The sequence below is a fragment of the Anabaena sp. 90 genome, assembly GCF_000312705.1.
GTDB classification, from domain to species: Bacteria; Cyanobacteriota; Cyanobacteriia; order Cyanobacteriales; family Nostocaceae; genus Dolichospermum; species Dolichospermum lemmermannii.
In genome coordinates this window covers 3,763,447-3,790,363 of record NC_019427.1, presented here as the reverse complement: position 1 = coordinate 3,790,363, position 26,917 = coordinate 3,763,447, and the positions used below count along the sequence as shown (strand labels likewise).

Here is a 26,917-nt window from a genome sequence, read left to right as displayed (position 1 = left end):
AGTTTTACCCCAGTACACTGGCAAAATTGCACCAAGTTTGTCAAAATCTATCATGGATGATTTTGAACAACATCAAATTACTAGTGCTAGTAATAGTCAGATGATCAATAAACCCCGCAAACGCAGACCAAAAGCTACTAAGCTGAATCAGCCTTCTCAAGCTGCAATCAAGAAGAATGTTAAAAAATTACCCAAACGTTCTCAACGGCGTAGTTGGCTATGGTCTACGTTGGCTATGGGTCTGTTGTTAGGCAGTGCTAGTGTAATTATTGGTGTTAGTTGGATTAGTGTGCTATTTATTTTAAATCCTGCCCAGATTAGCTGGGTGAATGATTTTTTACCAAAATGGGCAAAAATATCTACAGGTAAACGAGAACTACCGGAAACACTTACAGCTATTGAACTCGGTTTAACTCAACAACAACGTCTATCTGGCGAAATCCTGCCTTTAGATGGTAAATCAGAGGAATCTTTTTTATTACCAATTTTCCAAAAACGCAAGAATTGTCAATCTCATTGTCAAGAATTGGTAGAATTGAGGATCTATAAACTTTCCCAGGATTTGGAATCTAAATTTCAGTCAGAAAAATCCTACTATTTAATTACTAAATTACCTGTTACTGGATTATCGAGAAATTTTGTAGAGTCCTCTTCATTTGCGGCTATTTCTGAATCAGACAATCAAGAAACAAAGACAAATTTACCTTTAAATCAGGTGAAAGCTTTTGCAGATACTAATCTATTTCCAGGATTTTGGTTTTATTTGCAGGGTGAACACAAAAATAACGATGATAATATTACCTATGGTCAAGTTGTCTATTACAATCCTACTCTGAAAAGCTTACAACAAATGTTATCTTGGAAGACCCACAATGGTCAATTACCTAAATGGCAACAGATAACGGGTAATGATTCAAAGGAGTTAATTATTGATCAAACGATAAATGTAGAACCAAATTTACAAGTTTATCAAGTTAAACCTAGTAAGTTAGTGGCTAATTCTATTTATTTAGAAGCAATTAATTTCCAAAAACCCGCAATTGATGAATTTGCTTTTCAACAATCTCTGTTATTAGCCAGAAATGGACTTTGGACTCCTGCTTCTACATGGTTGATATCTTTAGAAAAACAGCGTAAACAGCCTTTTTCAGCGGCAGCACGGGCGCAAATAGATGTAATTCGCTTACATTCGGAATTTACGAAAATGCAGGCTGATAAAAATTGGGCAAGTCCTCAGCAACAAGTTACAGCGGATATTATTGATGGTCGTTGGGAAAAGGCTTTACAGGTATTTGAAACTTCAGCTGATTATGGTCAAGAAATTGCTAATTTACTACAAACAGATAAAGGGAGAATCTGGAATCGGTCTGCTGTAGCGTTACGACTCAATCCCAATCGTCGCGCAGTTTTAGCTTGGGTCGCACTAATTTTTAAAGTCCAACGGGGGGAAGAAAGAGCTAATGCTTGGTTGCAAGCACAACCGAATATTAACCAGGAAACACTCAATTATATTCAAGATATTTTAACTAAACTTGATGATGATAAGATCAATGCCCATAAAAGTCGAATTATTGGCACTGTCAACCAAATTAGTCGTATTAATGAGCAGGATTGGTTGCCAATATCTCTGCAAACTGATTTGAAAATTACTAATAATCAAGTTTGGTATCAGGTGGAAGTTAGTGCATTTCATGATGGTACAAGCTGGTTAAGTTATCCATTTGCTAATTTTGACCAACTGAAACATCAACCTCGAAAATTTTGGCGAAAAATTCTGGGTATTAGTTATGACCCTAGTATGCAAATTATTGTCTGGAAACCCAATGGAGAACAAGAAGTTACTACGACTACGATTAAAGCTGTACAAGTGCAAGATCAGGGTTTACGGTTGTTAATGTCGGGTTCCGCGCTTTCTGAAAATAAGGTCACATCTCTTCAACCTCAACCTTTAGCCATGACTGTGGATGCGTTGAAATGGGTAGAACCGTCTCCGGTATCTGTAAAGGAATTATCTCAACAAAAACCCCAATTAGTAGAATTAATCTTGCCGACTATCTGGAGAAAACTACAACAGTCGGGTGATATAAATCCTGGTAATATTCCTGATTTTCAGGAAATGCGGGAAAAAATGGGTGATTGGCCAGTTCAATTGGCTGATTTAACTAATGATGCACAGCAGGAAATTGTCATAACTATTTCTGATCCCGCTATAGCATCTTTAAATCAGTCCGATGGTAATAACTCAAAACCAGTGGAAGATCAAAAACGTCCCCGGACTCTGATTTTGTCGGCGGATAGCAGGGTAATTTATAGTGATTTTGCCCATGCAAGCCAGCAAACGCTAATAGCGATCGCTCAACTTACTGATGACCAATCTCTAGCGTTACTGGTAGAAAATAAACAGGGCTATAGTCTGCAACGTTGGTCACAAACTAATCAGCGATTTGAATAGTCACCATTACAGGTAATTTATTCTTCGTCGCTGGGAGCTTCCACTTGTTCGCTTTTGAGACTTTGCAATTGCGCTAAAAGGGAATCTACCTCTGCTTGTAAGTCCATGAACTTCACTTGCTGATCGTCTCGATAATAAGCCTTCGTTAACTTCTTGACTAAGTTAGCGTGGGATTCGCATTCGGAAACACTGGATGACATAGTAGACATAGTTGTTGGCATTAGAAACTTAACTCACACCATTTAAAAATAGTATAATATACTTATCTTAATCTTTGTTAAGATATTATATAGTTTTCATTATATACTCTAATCGGTTACAAATGTAGTGATAAAAGACTCCGATCATTGTGACTGTGTTCCGCAACTAACATATAGACTTGAAAAGTGGGATACTTATACCAAGAGCATTCCCAATCGCAAATCCTTAATTAAGAAGTTTTTAATCCTGTGACTTTGAGCCTGTCTGCTGCTAAATCTCATTGCCAACCCTGGCCAGGGCTGATAGAAGCCTATCGTCAATACTTGCCTGTCAGCGAAAAAACCCCGGTGGTGACTTTGTTGGAGGGTAACACACCTTTGATTCCCGTGCCAGCGATCGCTGAACGTATTGGCAGACAGGTGAAGGTGTATGTCAAATATGATGGACTTAACCCCACTGGTAGCTTCAAAGACCGGGGGATGACCATGGCAATTTCTAAAGCAGCAGAAGCAGGTGCTAAGGCTGTGATTTGTGCCAGCACTGGTAATACCTCCGCCGCTGCCGCTGCCTATGCTAGACGGGGGGGAATGAAACCCTTTGTGTTGATTCCTGATGGCTATGTGGCTTTAGGTAAATTAGCCCAAGCGTTACTTTATGGGGCTGAAGTCCTGGCTATTCAAGGAAATTTTGACCGCGCCCTGGAAATTGTCCGGGAAATGGCAGATCAATATCCCATCACTTTGGTAAATTCTGTCAACCCCTACCGGTTAGAAGGGCAAAAAACTGGAGCTTTTGAAGTTGTTGATGCCTTGGGTGATGCCCCCGATTGGTTATGTATTCCCGTGGGGAATGCGGGCAATATTACAGCATATTGGATGGGTTTTTGTCAATACCATCAAGATGGTAAATGCGATCGCTTGCCGAAAATGATGGGTTTCCAAGCCGCTGGGGCTGCACCCTTAGTAAATGGTCAACCAGTGGCACATCCTGAAACCATAGCCACAGCCATTAGAATTGGTAATCCCGCCAGTTGGGATAAAGCCATAGCCGCTCAAACAGCCAGCCAAGGCAGTTTCCGTTCTGTCACTGACGAGGAAATTCTCGACGCTTACCGACTATTAGCATCATCGGAAGGGATTTTCTGTGAACCTGCCAGCGCGGCTTCTGTCGCCGGTTTGTTACAGGTAAAAGACGAAGTTCCCACCGGGGCAACGGTAGTCTGTGTCCTCACTGGTAATGGTTTAAAAGACCCAGATACAGCCATTAAACACAGTCACGCCCAATTTAAACAGGGTATTCCGGCGGACATTAAGGCCGTTGCGAAAGCAATGGGATTTGATTAACACCCAAAACAACCGCCATTCCCAGAGGTGTTGCAGTTATGCTGACTTTTATGTCAGGATTCTCACCTGGGGTTTCGTCCGCATAGTAGTGTATGCCAGATTCAGTAAAGGTAAATGATAAATTCTGACTATAGTAGCTAGACTGCTGTGCGGGTGATGATTCCAGATTACCGAAACGCAACGTTAACTGATTTTCGTTCATAGAGACGACAACGGGAGGAAGGGAAATAGAGTTTGATGATTGAGATTGTAGGTTGAAAGGTAATTTTGAGCCTATATTGATCATATTAATCAAATCCAGCGGGAAAAAAGAGTCTAGAGGGGGGAATAAAGACGGCATTTTCAACCCCGGTTCTGAAGGTTTCGTTGGCTCTGAAGGATTAGTGCTATTTGCAGATGTGCTGGTAATAATTTGGCGGACTTGGCTTTCAGTTAGCTTAGGGTTAGCACTGAGCATGAGAGCGACAACACCAGCAATGTGGGGGGCTGCCATAGAAGTGCCATTGTAGTTGGCATATTGATTATTGGGTATTGTGGAGTAAATATTAACTCCTGGGGCAGTGACATAGGTGATTTCTTGAGAACCAGAACGGTTGGAAAAGTCCGCAAGGTTATTATTTTGATCCACTGCACCTACAGCAATTCCTGAATTATAGGCGTAGCGGGCGGGATAGGATGGCATTGAGTCACCATTATTACCGGCTGCCATAACAACGATGACGTTTTTGCTGCTGGCATATTCAATGGCTGACTTGAGAGTATCGTTAGAGGAATTACCTCCTAGACTGAGATTAATGACATTTGCGCCATTATCAACTGCGTAATAAATGCCTTTGGCGATATTTGAGTAAGAACCTGAGCCGTTGGCATCTAGGACTTTGACTGGCATAATTTTGGAGTTATAGGCAATGCCGGTGACTCCAATGCCGTTATTTTCTCCGGCTATAGTTCCAGAAACATGAGTCCCATGACCATTGTTGTCTAGGACGTTGTTATTGCTACTATCAAAATTCCAGCCTTGAGCATCGTCAATATAGCCGTTACTATCATCATCTATCCCATTACCAGCTATTTCTTTGTTATTACTCCAAATATTATTTTTCAAGTCTTGATGGTTATAGTCTACGCCAGTATCTAGTACGGCAACAATAGTTCCTTGTCCTGTATATCCATTATTCCAGACTGTGGGAGCTTTGATCAGATCCGCTCCCCAATTATTCCCACCCACATTAGGAACGTCTGCATAGGGACTAACACCTGCGGCTTTACTCACTGCTAATCCAGCATTCACCAAGCCATAGCCATTTGTTGAGTTATAACTACTATTAGTAGCAACAGATGCGGTTGCTGCTAAATTATCTTGGGAAGAAGAACTATGACTACCCCAAATTATCCTATTATCAGTGGGATTTTGAAAGGCATTGGTTTGGGAAATGGCAGTATAATTGATTTTTTTTTGAGATGAAAAGTCCGCAGAAACATCAAGTGACATAAGTATTTAAGCCCCAAAAATGGTTATATTTTCTCTGACAAAGTAATTTTGTCAATATTGGCAAATTCAATAATTTGAAATTATCAGTTATTCTGCTTTATTAATTATTACTATGAGTTGGTAATGCAAAAAGATATTTTAATTACTAATAAATTAATATTTAATGAATGATGCTAACAACAAAAATAAATTAATATTTGATGACATAACCAGTAAAAATATGATTTCATGACAAAATCAGGATTCTTTGATATTCCTGATAGAGATATACAGCACTTTCTAGTGTTATGAGGTACATATCCAGCGGGCAAGATGCCCGCACTACAAGAAATTTTTGGGGATTTTATTTCTTGGAAGTCCCCTAGAGGGTGTTTGAAAAGTTATGGTTGATGTATCAAATATTTTTTACCCCACCCTAACCCTCCCCTTGTCAAGGGGAGGGAACTGGATTTTTATTGTTTCCCCCCAAAGCATAGGGGAAAGGGGGGTAGCAATGTGATGAAAATTACGGAATACCACTTTTCAAACATCCTCTTACACATTTCGGTTTTTCTCAGGCTCAGGGTGGTCTGGTCAGTACGGCTTGATTTCTCTTACAAGCCCAGTCCCTTTAGGGCTGGGTTACTGACTTTCTCTCTTTCAACTTTCTCAACTTGCCGGGGAGCTGCCACTGCTGTAAATAATATTATGGCTTCATCAAAATTGATCTGACTATTTTTAAAGTCACCCATTTTCTGATATGTTAAACCTAGTTGAAAGTAAGCTTCTGCTAAATCACATCTGTTACCACTGATTTTATGGAATATTTCTATTGATTGTGAATGTTTGAAAAGTGCTTCTTCAAAATTATCTTGGATTCGATCAAGTTCTGCTAAACCAGTTAAAGCTTTAGCTACAAGCGGATTATAGTGAGAATTATAGTTAAGTTCTTGAGCAGATTCTATCCATCCATAGGAACTTTCTGCTTGAGAAAATTTTATCGCTGCATTATATATTTTCAAAGATTTTTTAATGTTTCCTAAATTTTTGTAAATTAGACCTAACTTTAATAAAGCATATATTTTACGCCATCTGCAAAAATTCACTTCAGTTTCCAAGCCTGCATTAATTAGTAAAGTTTCTAAATTAAGTATCATATAATATACTATTTCCGCAAAAATTCCCGTGAAAAGCGAATAATATACTTTTTTAGCCAAAGATTGAGGAAGAATGTATTTTTCTGCTGTATTAAAGTACGAGTATAACAAAGCTAAATGTAGCCACACGGTTACTTGATATTTTTCTATTTTTAACTTTAAATTTTTATCTCCTTTTTGGATTATATTTTCTATCCATGATTTGGTCGGTTCTAAAATATTTATGGCTGCTTCCAGTTCCCAGATGTCTATATAGTAAAAGGATAAATGGATTTGATTTTTGACTATCAATAATACAATCTCGTCATAACTTATGTCTATTTGATTATTTTCAAAATCATTTAAAATACAATTTGCCATTGCTAGTGATTGATGCAAATAATTAATCGCTATATTCATATTTCCTGACACTAAATTTATTATGCCTTCAATACTATAAATACTTGCTAGTAGATATTCAGATTTTATCTTTTCTTTTAGTAAATTCAGTATAGATATTACTTGTGTTAATGCTCCCATTCGATAGTAAGAAAAAGCCAGCATTTCATCAAATGACCAGCAACCATTTCTTCGTTGAATAATTATATATCCAGCTTGTTCAAAGTCATGAATACATTCATAATGATAATAAGCTTCAAAAGCTTTTTTAGCATCCTCCATGGTGCGAATACTTTTCACACTACCTCTCCAAAATTCGGCTGCTTTTCGGTTAACTTCCTCCCATTCTTGACTTGATTTTAACCTTTTTATGCTCTCTTCTTTAATCACTGTATGCAGCCAATACTTGCCCTTGGCAAATTCAAACAAACGCAAATTTTTTAAAGATCTAATTATATAGATACACTGTTGCTGGTCAGGAATATCCCACAGCAAAGCTAGTAAGGCATCTTCAGTCACTTGTGGTATATCCTGATAGCGATAACATCCTAACCGACACAGTAACTTATAAGCATTGGGATTTAAACTTTGCAATCTCTCAAATTGATTGATAACTAAATTTTTTAATCCTCTTTCCACCAAAGTACAATTTTCTTGCCAATAAGCAGTTGCATCTCCTTGATAATCTGTTTTTATTGACCCAAGCAAGATATTCATAGCTTTGGCATTACCCCCATATTTTATGTGCATTTCTTCTAGTAAAGAAATATCAATCTTAACTTCGTGAAATGCCAAAAATTCTTGCCACGCTGATACACCTAATTCACTTAAATAATAATGATAAATTATATCAATACGGTCATCAAATAAACGTTCTCTACTAGTAATTATCGTAAATGACTGCACAGTTGCATCAGCTAAAACCCTGAATAATTCTAGATAACGACTATGATTTTGAATGAACCTACCATGTTTATCTAGTGCAGGTTCTAAGCTATCAATTAATATCCCGACTTGGCGATTTTGCAAGTGTTTTTTTAATCTTGCGAGTGTAATACCAAATTCCCTGCCTGGTTCTTCTTCAAAGTATTGTTTCAGCCATTCTTCAACTACGCTTTCAACGCTAGTGATATTATCTGGTTCTTTAGCTATTTCTAGGGATAAAACTAAATCAAACCCTTGATTATCTAAGTATTGCCTAGCTAAAGTTGTTTTACCTAGTCCTCCTGGTGCCTGAATAACAATCATTTTTTGATGTTGATTGATTAGAGTATTAAGTCTTGCTAAGTCATTGTCTCTACCGAAAAAATTAGGACTTTTGTTTTCAAAAGACAAGAAGTTTTGATAGCAACTCTTCGCACTACTTATATCTTTTAAAGCTAGAATAACATCTATGTTGTGCTTGTATGGGATGTTTAATGTCTTAAATAGTAATTTAATTGCATACTCTTCAACATTCTGCTTTGTTAAAATTCTACGAACCGTATTACTACTTATACTTTCACCAGTGTTTTCCATCTGTTTCTGTATCCACGTAATTCTATTACGTGGGTTCACGTGGTTTTCACTAAGAGTATTAATTATTTTTTCCTCACCTAACTCGGTTAATAAGTATGTCTGGCGATTTCTGGGGATTTTCATCATTCCTGGAGTTTAAACTAAATCGGTAATTCAACTGAAAAAAATCATGAATTTAAGGAATTTAAGGAAGTAAAAGACTATTATACTAAGTTTATTTTTTCTTTATAAATAGCTACAACCAAATTATAAAGCGATTTCCAGAATTATTATTAATGAACTTTACTTAACTTGCTTAAATATACACATACCATGCAGAAAAAATTATATATTGAGGTTACGTGAGGTTACGGGTAATGCCTCCGGCACAATACCGCAAACGCCACACGATGGCTAACGCCTCCCGTCAGAATAATATGTAAGCGTACCATTGCTCCGCAACGCTAACGCGAACAAATCAAGACTCTTATTTTGGCTAAGGTATTGTCTATTAAACAAAGTAGGAAAGAAAGTCAGTAACCCAGCCCTAAAGGGACTGGGCTTGCAAGAGTAATCAAGCAAGCCGTGCTGACCAGACCACCCTGAGCGTAGTCGAAGGGTAGCCGTTATTTGAGTCACGACACCCCGGAATGCGTAGCTAGTTCCCTGCTCTGTCATTTGCAATTAAACAGTTTTAAGGTCACTGAAACAGTGTTGCAAGTCTAACAAGCTCTTATAACTGGTCGAAGCTAACATTACCCCAGAAATGGGAGTTGGTTTCCAGATTCCAATCAAAAATCTGGTTTCAATTTTAATATCCACAGCGGTTAAAACCGCACGTGTCGCTTCCCTCTCAGCCCTAAAGGGACTGAGTTTCCCACTTACCGCGATATCTTATGAAAGAAACATCCAAGAAAGTGTTAAAAGCCGCTGCTATTGCTTCTTTATTAACGGGTAGTGTAATTGCTTCCACCGGTTCTATCTTTGCTGATAAAGCTAATGCTGTTACTCCTATCTCAGCCAGTTCTACTACTGGTTTTACTGGGACTATAGATCCATCCTGTGCCGTTAGTGCTGGTTTCAATAGCAGTACATCCAACGCCTACGCGAAAACTACATATTCATCCTCTGGCGCTGGTGGTGTTTTAAGGCTGGAGACAAGTGACACGGCCCAATTTAACTGCAACAGTGATACAGTTAACGTATCAGCAGTTGTAACCGCAACCCCACCTACTGCGCCAGTCAACGCAACTGCTCTTGCAGGGGTGCATACTACTACACTTTCCAGTACTGGAAATACTGATGCAACTGGAACTGGTTCTACTACTGTAGCTCCCACAAATTGGAAAACAAACCTCCAAGGTAACATTGGGATTACAGTTAAGTCTACTTGGAACCCAACCGTTGATGGACAAGAATTGTTAGATGGGACTTATACTGCTGTTGCTGTTGTTACCGTCACACCTAACTAGTACAGGCAAAAACTCCCTAATTTTACCGCTCTTTGATTTTTTAGCTTATACTCAAAACGGTTGGGACATAGACTTTTGTAAAATCACGAAAAACCTATATTTGTAGGGGTTTAGCAATGCTAAATCCCTGCCCGCAGAGTCAAATAATTAAGCCCTGTTGAGTATAAATAGTATTCACCTCATCACTTACCCTATCGGGTAGGTGATTATTCTTGGCTTAAATTTAATCACTTTATATTACAGTGTTAATGCTTAAGTCCTATAATCGTGCTGCTTGCTGTCGTAAATGACTAGAAAAAAGATCCATGAAAAAACTAATTTTAGTAGCTTTAACGATTATAACTATTCTCAATCCTACTCAAGTATTAGCACAATTAAGTCTAACCTGCCCTACTCAGGGTAGCTTAACATTAACCAATCAATATAATCTTGCTACTACACAACCTGCCCAGTGTAGTTTTGTAGTTGATAATACTGTTTCTAATATTGATGTTACTATCACCCTATCTGAACCAACTTTAAATCACCAGGCAACTACTGGGAAAATAGATCCTGCTGGTACAAGTAGAACCGCACAATTAACCTATACAAATAACAGTAGTAGTAAGACCATTCATCAAAATTCTAGTACAACTGATACCTTTTCCGGTTCAAGTACCACTCCTATGGCAGTAAGTATTCAAATCCAAAGACCACAGAAATTTTTTGCTGGCTTTTATACTTATGAACTCATGATCAATATCACTTCACCTTGAATTTTTACGAAGGAGTAAATAATGCTGAAATCAAGATTTATTAAAAAAAGTATTGTTGCAATAACAAGTATGGGGTTTTGTGGATCATTACTATTCCATAAACCAGCAAATGCTCAAGTAAATGTATCTCCCCTAGTTATCTTCACACAAACAAAACAAGGAACAGCTACAGGCTTCATTACCCTAATAAATGGAGGAAATGAAGCAGTAAAAATGAATTTATATGCTTTACCGTTTACGTATAATTCCAATGGTTTCCAAGTTTTAGAATCTAGTCCCAATGATTTATCACCCTATCTCATTTTTTCTCCTTCAGAAATAGTTTTAGAGCCAAAACAAACCCGTAGAGTTAGATTATTAGCTCGTCTCTTACCCAGTATGAAATCAGGAGAATATCGAGCCGTCATTTTTTCTCAACCTTTTAAGCCAAAAAATACCAGTGGTTTGACTGTAAATAATCGACTGGGAACAGTGGTTTATGTTAGTCATGGTGAGATTCGAGAAAGTTTAATTCCCAAGGAAACTAACTATGATATCAAAAAGGAAGAACTCTATTTGTTAGTTAAAAATGAAGGAAACGTGACTATTCGTTCTGAAGGTAGATGGGAATTAAAACAAGCCGGACAACTAGGATTTCAAGGGGAAATTTCTAAGATTACTATTATTGCAGAAGGAACAAGAAATGTTCCCATCACTATTGAAAAAGACCAAACAAAAACGTTAATTCCAGCAGGAAATTATCAGCTTACAGGAGAATTGTTTTGGGGAGATCCTCGAAATCCTACAAAAGTACCTTTTAGTTTACCAGTGACTATTCCATCAAGATGAAACTTCTACAATTCAACGTTTAGGCTACACGCCAACAAATAATTCTAATTTTTCCTATGGAGGTGTTAATCTGGGCTGATTCATCGTTTAAAGTTATTGATTTAAGTTTCTAAATAGGTTTTTTAAAAGAAAACTTTTTGATTTTGAGGGATCGGGTAACTTTTGGGGTATTATCATAAGTATATTCAGTGAATGTACAATTGCATATCAATAGTAATCCGAACAAATCAAGACTTTTTGTAAGTTCTATGAAACAAAACAGGAAAGGAAATGAAAGAAACATTTAAGAAAGTGTTAAAAGCCGCTGCTATTGCTTCTTTATTAACAGGTGGTGTAATTGCGTCCACTAGTTCTATCTTTGCCGGTAAAGCTAATGCTAACCCTGTCGGTTTTGGTGGGAATGTAGATCCATCCTGTGCCGTTACTACAAATTTCCCTAGCACTACAAACGCCTACACTAAAACTCTCTATACAGGCTCTGGTGGTGTTTCAAAGCTGGAGAAAAGTGACCAAGCCTCATTTAACTGCAACCTAGATCAACTTGATATAACAGCAGAGGTCACCGTAACCCGACCTACTGCGCCAACCCAAGCAACTCTTCTTCAAGGGGTGCATACTACTACACTTTCCAGTAATACTGCAAATACTGCTATATTTGCAGTATTGCCAGCATCATCGAACAGTTTAACTTTCAGTGCCACTGATTGGAATCCAAGTACCGCAGGTGACATTACCATTACAGTTAAGTCTACTTGGGAGCCAACCACTACTGGAGAAGAATTGTTAGATGGGAATTATACTGCTGTTGTTGTTATTACCTTGGCACCTTCATAAACCGGCAAATGCTCAAGTAAATGTATCTTCCCTAGTTATCTCCACACAAACAAAACAAGGAACAGCTACAGGTTTTATTACCCTAATAAATGGAAGGATTTACCCCGGATTATTGAGCTGTTACTTTTAGAATCTATAGCACTCCTATTTGATTCTTGAACATTCAGGAATCAAACAGGATTCCTATAGTCCCAATGATTTATCACCCTACAAAAATAAAGAACTCTATTTGTTAGTTAAAAATGAAGGAAACGTGACTATTTGTTCTGAAGGTAGATGGGAATTAAAACAAGCCGGACAACTAGGATTTCAAGGGGAAATTTCTAAGATTACTATTATTGCAGAAGGAACAAGAAATGTTCCCATCACTATTGAAAAAGACCAAACAAAAACGTTAATTCCAGCAGGAAATTATCAGCTTACAGGAGAATTGTTTTGGGGAGATCCTCGAAATCCTACAAAAGTACCTTTTAGTTTACCAGTGACTATTCCATCAAGATGAAATTTCTACCTATCAACTGTGCAGGGCTTAAATTGGTAAGCTTAATTGTAGCAAACTCTAGTATGATCGGTGGGGTGATAACAATTTTCATCAGGTATCCACCAGTGAATGCTCAGGACTTTAACAATCTATATTTAACTGACAATTCTACTGTTTTAGAACCTAATCAAGCTCCTGCTGCTAGTAAAATACCATTATCAGGAAAATTTACGATTCTCCCGCTGGGAATTAATGTCGGTGGGAATAATGTAATTCCTTCCACCACAGTCAAGGGTTTAGAGAATGGCAAAGAAGCCATTGATTTTAACAACTGGCTAGTTCCTTTTGCTGATGTCATTAAAGCCTTAAAATTCAACGTCACCAAAAAAGATGATGGTCAATTAGAATTACGTTCTGTTGGTTTAATCATCAAATTTGATCCAAGTCTATTAGTTAATGACCCTGATATCGGTCAAGCTATTTCTGTAGAACAGATTAAAAATATTTTAAATATTCCTGCTGAATTTAGTATAGCAGAATATGCTCTTGTTTTCAATCCATCATGGTTAACAGAAAATGTTAATGATAAACAATACCAAGAAAAAGAACAACCAGTCATCTTAGCAGGCTTACCTCAAATCAATCCTCCTTTTTTGAGCTTGACTGGTATTTCTCAACGAACAAATTTGAGTCAAACTCAGGGAACAAATTTTAGTAATAATAATTTAAATTACAACTCAGAATTTAAAACATTAGGAAGTGTTGTTGGGGGAAGCTTATTTTCAAGAATTCAACAAATTAATAGTAATGTAGGTAGCAACTGGCAAATAAACGAACTGCAATATTTTCATCCTAGTCCTTATACAGACTATCTTATCGGCACTCAAGCACCTTTTTGGGGACGATTTGATCGCAATCAAGGTGAGTATTTTGGCACTACAATAATTCAACGTTTAGGCTACACGCCAGCAAATAATTCTAGTTTTTCCTATGGAGGTGTTAATCCTCTAGACAAACTTAATACTAATGAAGTTTTACGAACCATAACGGGAAAAGCTGCTCCTGGAACTTTAGTACAATTAGTTACCCAAAATAGTAATTTGATAGTTGGGGAGCAACTTGTAGATAATTCAGCAAAATACCGCTTTGAAAATGTGGTGACAGCTAGTAATTCTTTGACAGGGAATGCAGAAAGTCAGAATTATAAACTTCTGCTTTATCCAGGAGGAAATTTGAGTGGTAAACCAGAAGAAATTCCTCTAAATTATCGCAATTTACAAGGTCAAATCAATAAAGGAAAATCAGCTTTTGTTATCAGCGCAGGTACAGAAAGAAATCGCACAAATCAAAGCTTTTTCGGGAATCTTGGTGATTTTCAAGGTGGAGCTACTTATTATTTTGGACTTTCTAATGAAATTACTTTAGGTACTGGGGTAGTTTATGATGGTTCTACTCAACCATACAGCGAAATATTGTATCAACCAGTAAATTCTCCTCTAACCTTTAAACTTGGGGCATTAACTGGTAATCAAATTAGTTTTAACGCAGATATTAGCTACAGAACTAATAATTTTAGCTTAGGTTTTGGCGGTGATGAAAAATCTTATAATACCAATTTATTTTGGGCTTTAAACCGAAAAGTTAGTTTATTTTCTAATTTGTATTCTAGTGGAACAAATAATCGCTTAGAAACCGGGTTTAACTTCAACTTACAACCAGTTTTTTTGAGTTTGAGCTATGATTATAAAAATGGTATTAATGGTGCTTTGAATGCTCGTTTAGATCCTTTTTTGATTGGCATTCGTAAATATAACCAAAATATTTCTTCTGAATTAATCTATAATCTTTCTGGCAGTCGGCTTTTTGGCTCTACAGGCAATGCAATTAGCCTAAAATATGATACCGATGATAAAAACTATTTAGGCAGCCTGAATTTGATTTATCGAACTCCTTGGAAAAGTAAAGATGGTAGGAGTTTATTAGACTTAGAATTTGGCTATGGTAATGGTTCTCAAGGTCATGGTATCATCACATCTGCTTCTACAACTCTAGTTCCTGGTTTAGGATTAAGATTAACTTATAGTGCAGTCAGTAATAATAGTTCTTCTTTAAGTCTCAATTTATTTACCAGTTTGTTATTACAACCTAGTATGAATTTCAGCGGTGACGAGACAAAATTAGAAAAGTTACGCACTCAAGGGGGAATCTTACTTCAACCATTTCTGGATAAAAATAATAATGGTCGTCATGATCATGGAGAAGATTTTTATACTGAAGATATAGAATCACTATTCTTAATTAATAATCAACCTTTGAATAAACTAGGTGTCTCTCGTCCAAAAAATGTCAGCAAAGGGGCATTATTTGAGCTTCCACCAGGTAATTATCGTTTGGATATAGATCCAGCGGGTTTTCCCCTTGGTTGGAAAGCTATCCAACCAGCCTATGCAGTTAAAGTTTCTCCTGGAAGTTATACGACTGTTTTAATACCTCTGATTCCAGCTTATGTTGTGACGGGAAGAGTGATAGATAAAGAAGGGAAAGCAATAACAGGAGTTAGTGTAGAATTTGTTTCTCGTAGTCATCCAGAAAAACGAGTCACTTCAGTAACTAACAGTGCTGGAATTTACTATTTAGAAGATTTAAATGTAAGCACGTATAATGTACTTATTGATGGTAAACTAGCCCAACCAAATACTTTAGAAATTAATACAAATTCTAAGACTTTCTTGGAATTAAATTTACAGCCATAACATCAAAATGAGGTGCGGAATTTTGGTTTATAAAGGATAAAAAATCTTTGCTACTTAACAATACCTTGTCCATTTTCTGTAGGTTGGGTTGAAGCATGAAACCCAACATGAGCGTCGGGTTGTGCTGTCGCCAGTAAAACTTGGCAATTATCAGGGTAAAAGGTGTTTAACCGGAGATAATATCACCTATTACCTATCCACCATTCCTGCTTTTGCACAAGAGTATGAAATTGCCAATTAGGATCAGTTTGAGGATAATCTAAACGGTAATGTCCACCCCGACTTTCGGTTCTAAAAACAGCACTTTTCAGAATTAATTCGGCAATATCTAATAAATTACGAGTTTCTGCCCAAAGCCGTAATTCCTTTTCAATTTGTGGCTGTTGAAAATTAACTGATTGTGTTGGTTTTAAACTCAATAATAATTGACTTAAAGGTAAAGCCGCAAAGTCTTCTTGCCAAGATGCAACTTGAGAAATGGCATTTTCTAAACTTGATTGTTCTCGACAAATACCTGCACTTTGCCAAACTACACGGGGTAAATTTTGGCGAATTTCTGCTAATTGTCTTTGTTGATTTTCCCACTCAATTAGAGATGGGTTAACTGCCAAACTTTCAGTTTCAATAATATTAGCAGATTCCTGTTTTCCCAGTTGCAATTTTTCATAGTCAACATTAGCCATTTGCGCCCCAAAGACAATACATTCCAACAACGAATTACTGGCTAAACGATTAGCACCATGTACTCCCGTACTGGCAGTTTCTCCAATGGCGTATAAACCGGGAATATTCGTGGCATTCATCACATCTGCAAGGATACCACCCATCCAATAATGGGCAGCAGGTGACACGGGAATGGGTTGAGTAAAAACATCAATCCCCCAATGTTGACAAACATTAATGATATTCGGGAAACGATGGCGAATTTTGTCAGCGGGAATGGGGCGCATATCTAACCAGACATTCGCTGTAGCCATATCAGCAGCCGTTTTTTGTAAATGACTGAAAATAGCTCGACTGACCACATCACGGGGTGCTAGTTCCCCTGCTGGGTGGTAATCAAAGGCAAAACGTCGCCCGGTGTCATCCACCAAATGCGCCCCTTCTCCACGCACAGCTTCACTAATCAGAAAACGTCCTGGTTTACTTAGGGCTGTGGGGTGAAACTGGACAAATTCTAAATCCCGGAGAATTGCCCCTGCCCGCCAAGCAATGGCTACACCATCACCTGTACTTACCTCTGGGTTAGTGGTTTGGGCAAATACTTGACCACCGCCACCAGTAGCTAAAATGACAGCCCTGGCTCTAATCCAGGTAATTTTACCTTGATAAAATAGGCTAGTTCCCAAACATTGACCGGTTTGGGGTTCTATCCATAAACTCAGAGCCAAAGCTTGCTGAATGACTTGAATATTTTGACGACGCAGGACTTGATCTGTAAGGGTGGTGGTAACTTCCCTGCCGGTGGTATCGGCGGCATGAAGCACGCGAGGACGAGAATGGGCTGCTTCGAGGGTTAAAGCTAAGTTACTGTCATGACGATCAAACGCTACGCCTAAGTTAACCAGGGATTGAATACAACTGGGGGCTTGTTCGGCGAGGAATTTTACAGCGGCGATGTCGCATAAACCAGCCCCGGCTTTTAATGTGTCTTCAATATGCAGTTGAGGAGAATCTTCTGGGGCTACGGCTGCGGCTATGCCACCTTGCGCCCAATCACTGGCGGATAGGGAAACTGTTTCTTTAGTAATTAAGCCGACTCGTAAGGATGCGGGTAGACATAGGGCTGTATATAGTCCTGCTGCACCGGCACCGACTACTAAAACATCAAATTGGTTAGGAATATTTATATCAGGCAAGGGATAACTATGATTTTTGTGATTTGGATGATTTTTGGGATTTACAGCCCAAAATTTAAGATCTCAACTTAGGGTATGGGTAATTGGGAATATGTTTTCAATTCCCAATTCCCAGTCCTTAGTTATCTGTAGATACCGTTATTAATACGGTCGTCCCCTTCATTGAAGTTAGGCTCTAATTCTGTAACTGTAAAATTGGCTAAGTTAGCTTGCAAACGTTCTTTTTGTCTATCGGTCAATCCTGGCAGATTTAATACATCTTCTACTTTTTCGTAGGGAGCATTAGCGACAATCTTCTTAGCCAGGGTGGGATACAGTCCAGGAAAATCTTGGAAAGCCCGCATATTGGTATTGTTCAAATCAATTTTCTTGCCAAACTCTGTTGCCAACTTCTGATCTGCTTTGTTTTGGCGGGCAATTGCTAAAACGGGGACTTGATTTCCCACAAAGCTATTGAAGCCAGTAGCTTGGGCTGTTTGGGTAGTTCCCAACATTCCCCAACAACCTAGCAACAATGTAAATACACTGAATAAACGCACCAATGCTTTCACGATTTTTACCTCTTTTTTTCAAGGAATAATAAAATTTTGCAGCCAAAAGCTATGAACTTTAGGGCATAAGCCGGAAGTTTAAGGGTGTTAGAGTAGTTTATTTTCTAACTTGATCCTGGTTTCTTCATGGTTTAGCTTCATGGTTTCAGCTTGAGAGTTTGCACAACAGTCATCAAAAACTAATATACAGCGGATCAATATCCATAATATTTACGACTATTTGGTTTGATTTGACTTTTGCCAAAAATCTGACCTGATAGCACCTTTGCGCCCATTTTTCGGTGTTTACCTAAATTCATGGGAATTTCACGCCAGAACTGCTGCTAATAAGAAGAGACTGTCTACTAAGATTGTACTCAAAACTGCGCCTCCAAAGGCATACCAATGACATTGTTTATTGAGTAAAGAAGCTGTTCCTACAGTCATCAGAATGAGAGCAAGAATGATTGCCCAGGCTTGTCCCCAGGGTGTTTGGACTTGTGTTAGGGCATTCTGTAAGATTTGTGAAGCACCAGAGGGATCTGTTCTCATAATTTGTCGCCAATAAGGCATCAAATCCACTAAATAAAAATAAATATCGGTTAAAACCGTTCCTAGTAAAGAACCGAGGTAAAACCAATTGCCGACTTTACCCCAATTTTTCGCTAAACACCACACAGCAAAGGGTAATCCTATTGCTTCTATAGGTATATGCCAGATTGGTTCATATCTTAACCAACCCCAATAAATTGCGCCTGTTAACCAAGTCCAGCTAAAACCAAAAAGTAAATCTCCCCACAGATAGGTTTGGGGACGTGACATTAATCTAATACTGATCCACACCCAAAAGCCTGTCATTAATACGCTAAGAGTGGGAAATGAGCGCACTAATGGTGCTTCCATGAACACTGGTACTGATACTAAAAATACTGATGCTAAAAATATTAACCAACTTTGTCGGGAAGAGATAAAGTTTGGTAAAGAAGGATTTTTAAGGCTGTCATCAATATCTAACGTCGGGTTAGTAGCTGGATAGCAAGGAAATGTATGATTAATCAAAGTTTTTAATATTTGTTACTAAACTTTACTTATCTAGAGTATCATAACTGAAAATCCCCCCTAGGGGCATCTTGATTATACATAAATAACAACAAGATCCCCGACTTCTTAGAGAAGTCGGGGATCTGACTTTTGCAATACTATTGATAAATCACCAGATTAATCAAAGAAGTTGGGAGTCTTGTGATTAAACTATAAGTTATTTGTATGGGATTTTTGAAAAAAGGACTTTCTCAACTAATGGGAGTCTATTCTCATTATTATTGAGAATTTTATCAATATTTTAACGAGTTTTGGTGATTTCAGCTAGGGGGCTTGACAGAGTTTCGAGTTTTAGGTATGCTTATGATATGAGTGGAAAAGTGTGCGCTCATATATATAAATCGAGAAACAGAATATTATAGAGTTGTAAAATTTCAAAATCGAAATTTCATAAACAGCTACGACTTACTAATATATTGATTCAGGTTTCCAAGGATTAATAATAGAAATACCACATCCTTCAAAATCAGTAACATTGCGCGTTGCTATAGTTGCTTTATGAGTGTAACAAATAGCAGCAATTTGAGCATCAGGTTGAGAAATTGGAGTACCATTTTGTCGTCGGACAGATGCAATATGAGCAAATGCTACAGCAGCATTTTGATCAAAAGCTAGAACTCGTCCAGCGAAATCTTCAGAAAACATTAGTTGTGCTGTTTGACTAAGTTCTTCTCGTCGTTTTCCTCCTGGAAGTAAAGCAATACCATAGAGAATTTCTGCTTGAGTAATTGTTGTAGTAAACAAACTCATTAAAGGTTGTGCTGCTACCCATTCACGAACTATTGCTGATTTTTGAGTTTTCATTAGTTCGGAAATGACGTTTGTATCAAGAATAATCATTTTCTAATCTGCAAATATTGACACTGTGCGAATCGCTTCTCTCTCTATTTCTGGTAATTCCAAATCTTCAAAATTGGCAAAACGGTTTTCAATTAGAGTTGCTAAATTGATAGGATTTTTAGGATTTTCTGTGAGAACAAGACGGAGAATTTCTGTAATTTCTTGTTCTAGAGAATGTCCATGTTTTTCGGCTCGTTTTTGTAACTGATTTTGCAGATCATCATCAAGGTTAGAGATTGTGATATTAGTCATAATCAATTTAGAATTAAAGGATATGTTTATTATACACTATCAATTTGAGTTTTTTTGTCTGAATCAGGATATCCAGGATTAAAAGATTTTCAGGATGTTGTTGTTTATTTGATGTGGGGATTTTGAGGATTTTTTTGTCTGAATCAGGATGTCCAGGATTAAAGGATTTACAGGATGTTGTTGTTTGATTGTCTATGAGAAGTACAGATTTTAGGATGTTAGATAATAAATTATCCGTTAAATTATTTGTTGTCATTTATTGACTGTTGGTGTAACTGTATTTTATAATATCTCAATATTCACAGACAATTCATCAATAATAATCTGTCTGAATCAGGATAACCAGGATTTGAGGATTTTCAGGATGTAATTTTTTTATTGTTTAGGAAAAATGGCGATTTTTGGATGATAGATAATATACTGTGATTGTAATTATCATTTTTCAATATTCACAGACAATTCATCAATAACAATCCTGTACATCCTAAAATCCTGGACATCCTGATTCAGACAATTACAATTTCAGCATCCCACCAATAACTTACAAATAACAATCCTGTAAATCCATGAACACAAGTAATACCCAAAATCTAAAATTAGACGAAATTACATATATAATAAATGGCTGTGCAATGAAAATACACCGAACTTTGGGAAATGGTTTTCAGGAGGTTATTTATCAAAGATGTATGGAAATTGAATTGCAAAAAGCAGGTTTAGGTTTTGGAAGAGAGGTGGAACAAGTAATTTATTATGAGGGAATTGAAGTAGGAACACGAAGGGCAGATTTTATAGTTGAAAATCAGGTTGTGGTGGATTTGAAAGCGATAATTAATTTAGAAGATGTTCATTTAGCGCAAGCGAAAAATTATTTGGTAGCTTATAATTTTCCTGTGGGTTTATTGATTAATTTTGGTGGTTTGAAGTTGGAATATAAGAAGGTTTTTAATCCTAGATATCAGGTTTAATTTGTCTGAATCAGGATATCCAGGATTTAAGGATTTACAGGATGTGGTTGTTTATTTGAAGTGGGGATTTTGAGGGTATTTTTTGTCTGAATCAGGATAACCAGGATTTTAGGATTTACAGGATGTGGTTTTTTATTTGAAGTGGGGATTTTGAGGGTATTTTTTGTCTGAATCAGGATAACCAGGATTAGAGGATTTACAGGATGTGGTTGTTTGATTGTCTATAAAATATAGAGATTTTCGGATGATAGATAAGTTATCAGTTAAATTATCAGCTGTTAATTCTTGACTATTACTGTAACTGGATTTTATAATCTTCAAATCTTCACAGATAATTTATCAATAACAATCTGTCTGAATCAGGATAACCAGGATTAAAGGATTTACAGGATGTGGCTGTTTGATTGTCTATGAGAAGTACAGATTTTAGGATGTTAGATAATAAATTATCCGTTAAATTATTTGTTGTTATTTGTTGACTGTTGGTGTAACTGTATCTTATAATATCTCACTTATAATATCTCAATATTCACAGACAATTCATCAATAACAATCCTGTACATCCTCAGATCCTGGACATCCTGATTCTGACAATTACAATTTCATTATCCTACCAACAACTTACAAATCACAATCCTGTAAATCCTAAAATCCTGGATATCCTGATTCAGACAATGACAATTTCAGCATCCCACCAATAACCTACCAAATAAAAATCTTGGGCGTTGCTGAATTGGGGTATGAAATTGAAAAATCAAAAAAATGAAACTCTTACTCTCTGAGACTCTGCGCCTCTGCTTGAAATAAAATCATACTCTTAATCAGCAACGCCCAATTTTCCATAGGGTTAAAACGCAAACATAAAAGGAATCTTAACTTTTTGCCAAAAATATTGCTTTTTTGGCGGGGTTATTGTAGTTTGAGAGTTACATAAATTCAGGAGAGTAAATTATTTATCTGGTGCAATTGTATGCTTGATTACATCAAAGAACAATTTAAACAACATCCTATAATCTGTGGCAGTGTAGCATTTATTACTGTTATTACTGTATGTGGTACAGTTATTGCTTTGCTTCACGATAAAAATTTACTTGGGGTGAGTGTATCATCACAAAACCTAACTATTGACAGGAAATTACAACTTCCGAATGATGTAGATATTCAAGGAGAATGGGTTTATCAATCTGAATCAAATGAGGAAAAAGTTTTTATAGAAGATAGTTGTAAAAATAGATATGGTAGAGTAAATATAAACCATGTAGCAGACTATGAAATACGTCTATCTGGCGAAAGAATGACTACTGGAAATTGTAAAACGCGAGATCCAAACTCACAAAGACAAATAGAAAAAGTCGCACTGGACAGCAAAATTGCTTTTGTAATTCCACAAAGAAAACTTGTTGTCTTCCAGATTGATACTCAGGATAGAATCCCCAGTACCTTCTATATAACAACAAATATAAAGAAGGATCCTAATGAGGTTAAACCATCAGAAATGACTGGTACTTTTACTTATTTGAATGATACAAGCAAAACGTGGTTTAGAGGAAGAATATATTTTTATAAAGCAGATTCTTCAAAAGCACAAACGATACTAAAAAAATTACCATAGACAATTAAAACTGCTAATGAATCTGTTTATGCTGTTCCTAAATCAAAAAAGTTAAAAATCAGTTAGTCTGTAGGGTGCGTTAGCGCCAGCGTAACGCACCTTATCCCACAATCAAAACGGTGCGTTAAATTTCATTAACGCACCCTACAATTAACTAACTATAAGCCTCCATCGGTAAACAAGAACAAACAAAATTCCTATCCCCAAAAGCAGCATCTATTCTCCCCACACTTGGCCAGAACTTATATTCCTTATTCCAAAGTGCAGGATAAGCAGCTTGTTCACGGGAATAGGGATGATTCCATTCACCAATAATCAAACTTTCCGCAGTGTGAGGGGCATTTTTTAAAAGATTATCGTGAATGTCCATTGTACCAGATTCAATGGCGGCAACTTCCTCACGAATCGCAATCAAAGCATCACAAAATCTATCTAATTCCTGTTTAGATTCACTTTCCGTTGGTTCTACCATAATTGTCCCAGCAACAGGCCAAGATACAGTAGGTGCATGAAAACCATAATCCATTAACCGCTTCGCAACATCATCAATTTCAATCTGCGCTGATTTCTTCAAACTTCGCAAATCTAAAATACATTCATGTGCCACCAAACCATTTTTTCCCTGATACAAAACCGGATAATATGACTCTAATTTCTTAGCCATGTAATTAGCATTCAAAATGGCAATTTTGGTTGCTTCCGTCAACCCATCTGCACCCATCATGATAATATACATCCAAGAAATCACTAAGATACTCGCACTACCCCAAGGTGCAGCGGAAACAGCGCCCAAATCACCACCCATTCTCACCACAGAATGTCCTGGTAAAAAGGGGACGAGGTGGGAAGCGACACCAATGGGACCCATACCGGGACCACCACCACCATGGGGAATACAGAAGGTTTTGTGTAAGTTCAAATGACAGACATCTGCACCAATATCACCAGGACGACAAATACCCACTTGGGCATTCATATTAGCCCCGTCCATGTAAACTTGTCCACCGTGACTATGAATTACCGCACAAATTTCTTGAATTGCTTCTTCAAATACCCCATGAGTTGATGGATATGTCACCATTAAAGCTGATAATTCATGACTATGTTTTTCAGCTTTGGCTTTTAAATCTTCAACATCAATATTACCATGATCATCACAAGCAACTCCCACAACTTTCATTCCACACATTACCGCACTCGCGGGATTTGTTCCATGTGCAGATTGCGGAATCAAACAAACGTTTCTGTGTCCTTCTCCCCGACTTTGATGATATTCATGAATTACCAAAAGTCCCGCATATTCACCTTGAGAACCTGCATTTGGTTGTAAGGAAATTCCGGCAAAACCTGTAATTTCTTCTAACCATGCTTCTAGTTGTTGGAACAGGATTTGATAACCTCTAGTTTGGGAAATTGGCGCAAAAGGATGGATTTTCCCAAATTCTGCCCAAGTTACCGGAATCATTTCTGAAGTTGCGTTTAACTTCATGGTGCAAGAACCCAAGGGAATCATGGAAGTTGTTAATGATAAATCCTTGCTTTCTAGTTGATGTAAATAACGTAATAACTCAGTTTCTGAATGGTAACGGTTAAAAACTGGATGGGTGAGATATTTACTTTCACGAGGTAATGGGTAATGGGTAATTGGTAATTGGTAATTGGTAAGAGAATTAAGTTCTGTCTCACTGAAAGGTAATTCATCTTTCAATGCAAAAATTTGCCAAATATCAATTAAATCTGCTTCTGTGGTAGTTTCATCTAAGGAAATACCCACAGTGGAATTATCAAAAATTCTCAAGTTGATATTTCTCTCATGTGCAGCGTCGAGAATTGCTTCTAATTTGGTATTTCCTAATTCTACCCGCAAGGTATCAAAGAAGTTTTCCGAACTGATTTTATAACCTAACTTTTTCAATCCTGCGGCTAAAGTTGCGGTAAGTTCATGGATATTTTGGGCGATCGCTCTCAGTCCGTCCGGTCCATGATACACTGCATACATACTCGCCATTACTGCCAATAAAACCTGCGCTGTGCAAATATTACTGGTGGCTTTATCTCTGCGGATGTGTTGTTCACGGGTTTGCAAAGCTAAACGGTATGCAGGTTTACCGTGAATATCTTTTGATACTCCCACAATTCGCCCTGGAACGAGGCGTTTATACTCTTCCTTCGTAGCAAAATAAGCAGCGTGTGGTCCCCCAAATCCCAAAGGAATACCGAAGCGTTGGGTACTGCCTACGGCAATATCAGCCCCTAATTCACCGGGAGATGTGAGTAATAATAAGCTCAAAGGATCTGCGGCTACAGTCACCAATGCACCCTGAGCATGGGACTGTGTGATAAAATCGCAGTAGTCGTAAATTGTACCGTCAGTTGAGGGATATTGCAGAACTGCACCAAAGATGGTTTTGGTAAAATCAAAAGTTTGATGATCACCGATAATGATGTTTATACCTAAAGGTTTTGCGCGTGTTTGCAAAACATCAATGGTTTGAGGATGACATTCACTAGAAACAAAATAGTTATGAGATTTATTTTTGCACACACCATAACTCATACTCATTGCTTCTGCGGCTGCTGTCCCTTCATCAAGCAAAGAAGCGTTAGCAATTTCTAAACCCGTTAAGTCAATAATCATGGTTTGGAAATTTAACAACGCTTCCAAACGTCCTTGGGCAATTTCTGGCTGATAAGGGGTGTATGCTGTGTACCAACCGGGATTTTCTAAAATATTGCGTTGAATGACGGTAGGGGTAATACAGTCGTAATATCCCATGCCGATAAATGAGCGATAAACTTGATTTTTATCCGCTATTTGCTTTAATTTTGCCAGTGCTGCAAATTCGCTTTGTGCTGCTGGTAGGTTGAGGGTTTGATGAAAACGAATTGCTTGTGGTACTGTTTTATCAATGAGATCATCAAGGCTGGAAAGACCTAATATATCAAGCATTTGCTGGATATCATCAGGGTTTAGTCCAATGTGTCTTTGTGTAAAGTTGCTCAATGTGCTGGGTTGAATGCGCGGGGGATTATATACCACAAATTGTTCTCCAAGGAGTTCTGTATTAATATATTGTAATGATCACTTTTGGATATTAGGGTTTTTTCTAAATTTTGTTTCGCGCAAAGGGGCAAAGGAGCAAAGACGCAAAGGAAGAAAGAAATCTGAAGTTTAAGTATTGGTGGAATTTATTGATTGGTAATGTTTCCATTTTTGCTGTAGTCGCTTTCTTTTTTCTGGTGTTAGGGTATGGAAACAGTGAGGACAGGAAATATTTTTTTCATATTCTGGGGAGGTTTTATCTGTTTCGGAAATGGGATATCCACAACAAAAGCATAATTCTTGATTTCCTGTTTCTAAGTTATGACTAACTGCGACTCTTTGATCAAAAATAAAACATTCTCCTTCCCATAAACTTTCTTCTGGGGGAATTTCTTCTAGATATTTGAGAATGCCTCCTTGGAGGTGATAAACTTCTTCAAAACCTTGAGAAAGTAAATAAGATGAGGCTTTTTCACAACGAATTCCTCCAGTACAAAACATGGCTACTTTTTGATGTTTTTTGGGATCAAGATGTTGTTGTACATATTCGGGAAAGTCTCTAAATATTTGAGTTTGCGGATTTTCTGCTCCTTTGAAAGTCCCAATGGTGACTTCATAATCATTGCGGGTATCAATGACTGTGACTTCTGGGTTGGAAATTAAATCATTCCAATCTTCAGGTTTTACATAAGTTCCTACTTTTTCCGCAGGGTTCACTTCTGGTAATCCCAAAGTCACAATTTCTGGCTTTAACCTAATTTTTAACCGTTCAAATGGGGGAATTTCTGTGTGAGATTCTTTATGTTCTAAATCTGCAAACCGCGAGTCATTGCGAAGAAAGGCTAAAACTGTGTCAATTTGCTGACGAGAACCAGCAATTGTGCCGTTAATTCCTTCCTGTGCTAGTAAGATAGTTCCTTTAATTCCTTGTAACTGACAAAAGGACAATAAAGCTGCTTGCAGTTCGCTACAATCAGGTAGACTCACAAATTTATATAATGCAGCAACAACTGTCTGATTTTCTTGGTTCATAGTCTTGCCAAATTAATAATAATAGTTTATGATAGGATGGTTATGTAAAATCAACCCT

At 37.4% G+C, this 26,917-nt stretch carries 21 protein-coding genes; 10 read left to right on the top strand and 11 right to left on the bottom strand.

The window, feature by feature from the left end:
• Window positions 1-52 precede the first annotated feature (52 nt).
• The gene (locus tag ANA_RS16380) at window positions 53-2,452 is read left to right on the top strand and encodes a hypothetical protein (RefSeq protein WP_235081874.1); all 2,400 of its coding nucleotides are present in this window, start codon (window positions 53-55) and stop codon (window positions 2,450-2,452) included.
• A gap of 17 nt (window positions 2,453-2,469) precedes the next feature.
• Here ANA_RS16380 and ANA_RS16375 read toward each other — a convergent pair whose 3' ends face one another.
• Window positions 2,470-2,661, bottom strand: coding sequence for a hypothetical protein (locus ANA_RS16375; protein WP_148279126.1), 192 nt, complete (start codon window positions 2,659-2,661; stop codon window positions 2,470-2,472).
• A gap of 240 nt (window positions 2,662-2,901) precedes the next feature.
• Between ANA_RS16375 and thrC the strand changes: the two genes are divergently transcribed.
• Complete coding sequence (gene thrC / locus ANA_RS16370) at window positions 2,902-3,996, top strand: threonine synthase (RefSeq protein ID WP_015081148.1); 1,095 nt, start codon at window positions 2,902-2,904, stop codon at window positions 3,994-3,996.
• Here the strand turns inward: thrC and ANA_RS16365 are convergent.
• Window positions 3,962-5,488 (bottom strand): S8 family serine peptidase, encoded by a 1,527-nt coding sequence (locus ANA_RS16365; protein WP_015081147.1) that lies wholly within the window; start codon window positions 5,486-5,488, stop codon window positions 3,962-3,964. The genes thrC and ANA_RS16365 overlap by 35 nt on opposite strands.
• Before the next feature lie 593 nt (window positions 5,489-6,081).
• On the bottom strand, window positions 6,082-8,520 hold the full coding sequence (locus ANA_RS16360) for a tetratricopeptide repeat protein (protein ID WP_051155207.1): 2,439 nt from the start codon (window positions 8,518-8,520) through the stop codon (window positions 6,082-6,084).
• Window positions 8,521-9,395: 875 nt separating this feature from the next.
• Here ANA_RS16360 and ANA_RS16355 point away from each other — a divergent pair.
• The 6 genes from ANA_RS16355 (at window position 9,396) to ANA_RS16330 (ending at window position 15,622) form a co-directional block, all read left to right on the top strand.
• Entirely contained in the window at window positions 9,396-9,971 is a 576-nt protein-coding gene (locus ANA_RS16355; protein WP_015081145.1) for a hypothetical protein, read from the top strand.
• Window positions 9,972-10,276: 305 nt separating this feature from the next.
• The gene (locus tag ANA_RS16350) at window positions 10,277-10,726 is read left to right on the top strand and encodes a hypothetical protein (protein WP_015081144.1); all 450 of its coding nucleotides are present in this window, start codon (window positions 10,277-10,279) and stop codon (window positions 10,724-10,726) included.
• A 21-nt stretch (window positions 10,727-10,747) separates the two neighbouring features.
• Window positions 10,748-11,554 carry a hypothetical protein gene (locus ANA_RS16345; RefSeq protein WP_015081143.1) on the top strand — a complete coding sequence of 269 codons (807 nt, stop codon included), beginning with the start codon at window positions 10,748-10,750 and terminating at the stop codon, window positions 11,552-11,554.
• A 270-nt stretch (window positions 11,555-11,824) separates the two neighbouring features.
• Window positions 11,825-12,388: a hypothetical protein gene (locus ANA_RS16340; RefSeq protein ID WP_015081142.1), complete on the top strand. Its 564-nt coding sequence runs from the start codon at window positions 11,825-11,827 to the stop codon at window positions 12,386-12,388.
• A gap of 148 nt (window positions 12,389-12,536) precedes the next feature.
• Window positions 12,537-12,890, top strand: a complete 354-nt coding sequence (locus tag ANA_RS25400) for a hypothetical protein (RefSeq protein ID WP_051155206.1) — start codon at window positions 12,537-12,539, stop codon at window positions 12,888-12,890.
• A 104-nt stretch (window positions 12,891-12,994) separates the two neighbouring features.
• Window positions 12,995-15,622, top strand: a complete 2,628-nt coding sequence (locus tag ANA_RS16330; RefSeq protein ID WP_158310547.1) for a carboxypeptidase-like regulatory domain-containing protein — start codon at window positions 12,995-12,997, stop codon at window positions 15,620-15,622.
• Between the two features lie 182 nt (window positions 15,623-15,804).
• On the opposite strand, the gene nadB is transcribed toward ANA_RS16330, so the two are convergent.
• The 6 genes from nadB to ANA_RS16300 all read right to left on the bottom strand — a co-directional run bounded on the left by nadB (window position 15,805) and on the right by ANA_RS16300 (window position 20,460).
• Complete coding sequence (nadB, locus tag ANA_RS16325) at window positions 15,805-17,481, bottom strand: L-aspartate oxidase (RefSeq protein ID WP_015081140.1); 1,677 nt, start codon at window positions 17,479-17,481, stop codon at window positions 15,805-15,807.
• A 122-nt stretch (window positions 17,482-17,603) separates the two neighbouring features.
• The gene (psbU, locus tag ANA_RS16320; RefSeq protein WP_015081139.1) at window positions 17,604-18,032 is read right to left on the bottom strand and encodes a photosystem II complex extrinsic protein PsbU; all 429 of its coding nucleotides are present in this window, start codon (window positions 18,030-18,032) and stop codon (window positions 17,604-17,606) included.
• Window positions 18,033-18,338: 306 nt separating this feature from the next.
• Window positions 18,339-19,019 carry a DUF3120 domain-containing protein gene (locus ANA_RS16315; protein ID WP_371260411.1) on the bottom strand — a complete coding sequence of 227 codons (681 nt, stop codon included), beginning with the start codon at window positions 19,017-19,019 and terminating at the stop codon, window positions 18,339-18,341.
• A 501-nt stretch (window positions 19,020-19,520) separates the two neighbouring features.
• Window positions 19,521-19,952 carry a type II toxin-antitoxin system VapC family toxin gene (locus ANA_RS16310; RefSeq protein WP_015081137.1) on the bottom strand — a complete coding sequence of 144 codons (432 nt, stop codon included), beginning with the start codon at window positions 19,950-19,952 and terminating at the stop codon, window positions 19,521-19,523.
• Window positions 19,953-19,955: 3 nt separating this feature from the next.
• Window positions 19,956-20,204 carry a FitA-like ribbon-helix-helix domain-containing protein gene (locus tag ANA_RS16305; RefSeq protein WP_015081136.1) on the bottom strand — a complete coding sequence of 83 codons (249 nt, stop codon included), beginning with the start codon at window positions 20,202-20,204 and terminating at the stop codon, window positions 19,956-19,958.
• A gap of 13 nt (window positions 20,205-20,217) precedes the next feature.
• Complete coding sequence (locus tag ANA_RS16300) at window positions 20,218-20,460, bottom strand: hypothetical protein (protein ID WP_015081135.1); 243 nt, start codon at window positions 20,458-20,460, stop codon at window positions 20,218-20,220.
• A gap of 310 nt (window positions 20,461-20,770) precedes the next feature.
• Between ANA_RS16300 and ANA_RS16295 the strand changes: the two genes are divergently transcribed.
• Both ANA_RS16295 and ANA_RS16290 read left to right on the top strand, forming a co-directional pair.
• Complete coding sequence (locus ANA_RS16295; RefSeq protein WP_015081134.1) at window positions 20,771-21,172, top strand: GxxExxY protein; 402 nt, start codon at window positions 20,771-20,773, stop codon at window positions 21,170-21,172.
• Window positions 21,173-22,142: 970 nt separating this feature from the next.
• Window positions 22,143-22,784, top strand: a complete 642-nt coding sequence (locus ANA_RS16290; protein WP_015081133.1) for a hypothetical protein — start codon at window positions 22,143-22,145, stop codon at window positions 22,782-22,784.
• Window positions 22,785-22,938: 154 nt separating this feature from the next.
• On the opposite strand, the gene gcvP is transcribed toward ANA_RS16290, so the two are convergent.
• Entirely contained in the window at window positions 22,939-25,824 is a 2,886-nt protein-coding gene (gcvP, locus tag ANA_RS16285) for an aminomethyl-transferring glycine dehydrogenase (protein ID WP_015081132.1), read from the bottom strand.
• A 132-nt stretch (window positions 25,825-25,956) separates the two neighbouring features.
• Window positions 25,957-26,859 (bottom strand): oxygen-dependent tRNA uridine(34) hydroxylase TrhO, encoded by a 903-nt coding sequence (locus ANA_RS16280; protein ID WP_015081131.1) that lies wholly within the window; start codon window positions 26,857-26,859, stop codon window positions 25,957-25,959.
• Between the last annotated feature and the right edge of the window lie 58 nt (window positions 26,860-26,917).